The organism is Streptomyces sp. NPDC055078 (assembly GCF_053607985.1).
Genome location: NZ_JBSGUP010000932.1, coordinates 1 through 2,433, shown reverse-complemented (window position 1 = coordinate 2,433; position 2,433 = coordinate 1). Strand labels below are relative to the sequence as shown.

General features: G+C 73.4%; 3 protein-coding genes. 1 reads left to right on the top strand and 2 read right to left on the bottom strand.

Going from position 1 to position 2,433, the window contains the following annotated elements; translation table 11 throughout:
- Positions 1 to 168: 168 nt before the first annotated feature.
- Entirely contained in the window at positions 169 to 681 is a 513-nt protein-coding gene (locus ACWF94_RS38750; protein ID WP_453499716.1) for an SRPBCC family protein, read from the top strand.
- A gap of 136 nt (positions 682 to 817) precedes the next feature.
- On the opposite strand, the gene ACWF94_RS38745 is transcribed toward ACWF94_RS38750, so the two are convergent.
- Both ACWF94_RS38745 and ACWF94_RS38740 read right to left on the bottom strand, forming a co-directional pair.
- The gene (locus ACWF94_RS38745) at positions 818 to 1,732 is read right to left on the bottom strand and encodes a LysR family transcriptional regulator (protein ID WP_453499714.1); all 915 of its coding nucleotides are present in this window, start codon (positions 1,730 to 1,732) and stop codon (positions 818 to 820) included.
- A gap of 104 nt (positions 1,733 to 1,836) precedes the next feature.
- On the bottom strand, positions 1,837 to 2,433 hold a 597-nt coding region (locus ACWF94_RS38740), incomplete at its 5' end, for an aminotransferase class I/II-fold pyridoxal phosphate-dependent enzyme (protein WP_453499712.1).

Sequence of the window (2,433 nt, the reverse complement as noted above, 5' to 3'; positions counted from 1 at the left end):
CCGGCGGTGGGCCCGCCGGTGGGCCCGCCGCCACTCCCGGGGAACGCAGCCGAACCCCCGCGGCTCCCGAGGCCCTTCCGTCGGCATGAACTCCACCGCTGGGGGCAATGGCCCCGCACAGCCCGGCGTCAGGACAGCCCGGCGTCCAGCGAAACGGAGTCGTACACCATGGCACGCACCCTCGCGGTATCGGACAGCATCATGATCCAGGCCGCCCCCTCGGTGATCTACGAGCAGGTCAGCAACCCGGCGCTGATGGGCCGCTGGAGCCCGGAGAACATGGGCGCGACGGTACGCGGGGAGACCCGGAACGCGTATGTGGGCATGGAGTTCGACGGTCACAACAGGCGCGGCGCCGTGCGCTGGACCACCCGCTGCACGGTGATGGCCGCCGACCCGGGGGAACGCTTCGCGTTCCGGGTGCACGCCATCGGCAGACGACGGCCGGTACTCCGGGGGCGGATCGCCACCTGGGAGTACCGTTTCCAGGCCGTCGACGGCGGGACGCGGGTGACGGAGACCTGGCGGGACGACCGGCGGTCGTGGCCCGACGCACTGGCGAACGCGTTCGACAGACTGGCGACCCGGGGCCACACCTTCGCCGTCTTCCAGCGGGGGAACATCCGCCGGACCCTGAGCAATCTCAAGGAGGCGATGGAATCGGCCCCGTCCGCGCCCTGAACCCTCCCGGAGGGTCCGTACACCCTCCCAGAGGGTCCGTACACTTTTCCAGGGTGTCCGTACACCTCCTCGGAAGCTCCGGAGCCGACGGTCGCCGGACCGAACGGACCCGCCTCCCGGTGACGGCGGTCCCGCGTCAGTCCGTCGAGAGCCCCGCGGCCGCCTTGGCCAGGGCGTCGAGGACCGGTCCGAGCAGCGGGTGCCCCTCCGCCCCCCGCCGTACGGCGGCGAACACCCGTCTGGTCGCGGCCGGGCCGGACACCGGCCGTACGACCGTGTTCGTCAGCTCCATCCCGCGCAGCGCCGAGCGGGGCACCAGGGCCACCCCCGCGCCCGCCCCGGCAAGCGCGACAACGGCGCGGAAATCGTCCGATGAATGCACCAGGCGGGGCCGGAAACCGGCCAGTTCGCAGGCGAGGAGCACCATGTCGTGGCACGGGTTGCCCGGGTAGGGGGCGATCCAGTCGCTGTCGGCCAGCTCGGCGAGGGCCACCCGCTCGGTCGCGCCGAGAGGGTGGCCCGCGCGCAGAACGGCGTCGAAGGGCTCCGCGTACAGCGGTACGCGCGACAGCCGCTGCCCGTCGTCGCCCGGTGCCCCGCGGTATTCGACGGCGACGGCGAGATCCGCCTCACCGTCGAGCACCAGTGGCAGACTCTCGTCACCCTCCGCGTCCCGTACCCGGAGCCGGATACCGGGGTGCGTGGCGGCGAGGAGGGCGGTTGCCGGGGCGACGACCTCGGCGATCCCGGTGGCGAAGGCCGCCACCGTGACCTCCCCGGCCGCGCCGCCCGCGTAGGCGGCGAGTTCGGCCTCGGCGCGCTCCAGCTGGGCGAGCACGACGACGGTGTGGGCGAGCAGGATGTCCCCGGCCGCCGTGAGCCGGACACCCCTGCCGCTGCGGATCAGCAGGGCGTGGCCGGTCTCCTGCTCCAGCGCGTTGAGCTGTTGGGAGACGGCCGAGGGGGTCAGGTACAGCGCGGCCGCCGCGGCGGTCACCGTACGGTGGTCCGCCACGGCCCGCAGGATGCGCAGCCGCCTGGGGTCGATCACCCGGCCATTCTGGCACCCGGTCGTTCGCGCAGCCGGTCCCGGCGACACGGGCCGCCGGGTTCGGGGCGCTCCGGCCCCTCCCCCGCGCCGCGGGTGCCGTCCCTTCAGCCGTTCAGCGCCCGGCGGGCGTCGATGAACGCGGTCACGGCCCGCTCCACGTCCTCCTTCGTGTGCGCGGCGGAGAGCTGGACCCGGATCCGGGCCCGGCCCATCGGGACGACGGGGTACGAGAACCCGATGACGTACACCCCGCGCTCCAGCAGCAGTTCGGCCATCCGGCCGGCCTCGGCCGCGTCCCCGATCATGACGGGGGCGATCGGATGGTCGCCGGGGAGGATCTCGAAGCCCGCCTCGGCCATCCTGACGCGGAACAGGGCGGTGTTCTCGTTCAGCCGCTCGCGCAGTTCCCCGGCCGATTCCAGCAGATCGAGCACGGTGAGCGAGGCGGCGGCGATCACCGGCGCGAGGGAGTTGGAGAAGAGATACGGCCGCGAACGCTGGCGCAGCAGGGCCACGATCTCGGCCCGGGCGGCGACATAGCCGCCGGACGCGCCGCCCAGTGCCTTGCCCAGCGTTCCGGTGACGATGTCGACCCGGTCCCTGACGCCCGCCAGTTCGGGCGTGCCACGGCCACCGGGGCCGACGAAACCGACGGCATGCGAGTCGTCGACCATGACCATGGCGTCATAGCGGTCGGCGAG

Coding starts and splice junctions, on each gene's coding strand:
- ACWF94_RS38750 (WP_453499716.1), top strand. CDS start 169: ATGGCACGCACCCTCGCGGTATCGGACAGCATCATGATCCAGGCCGCC.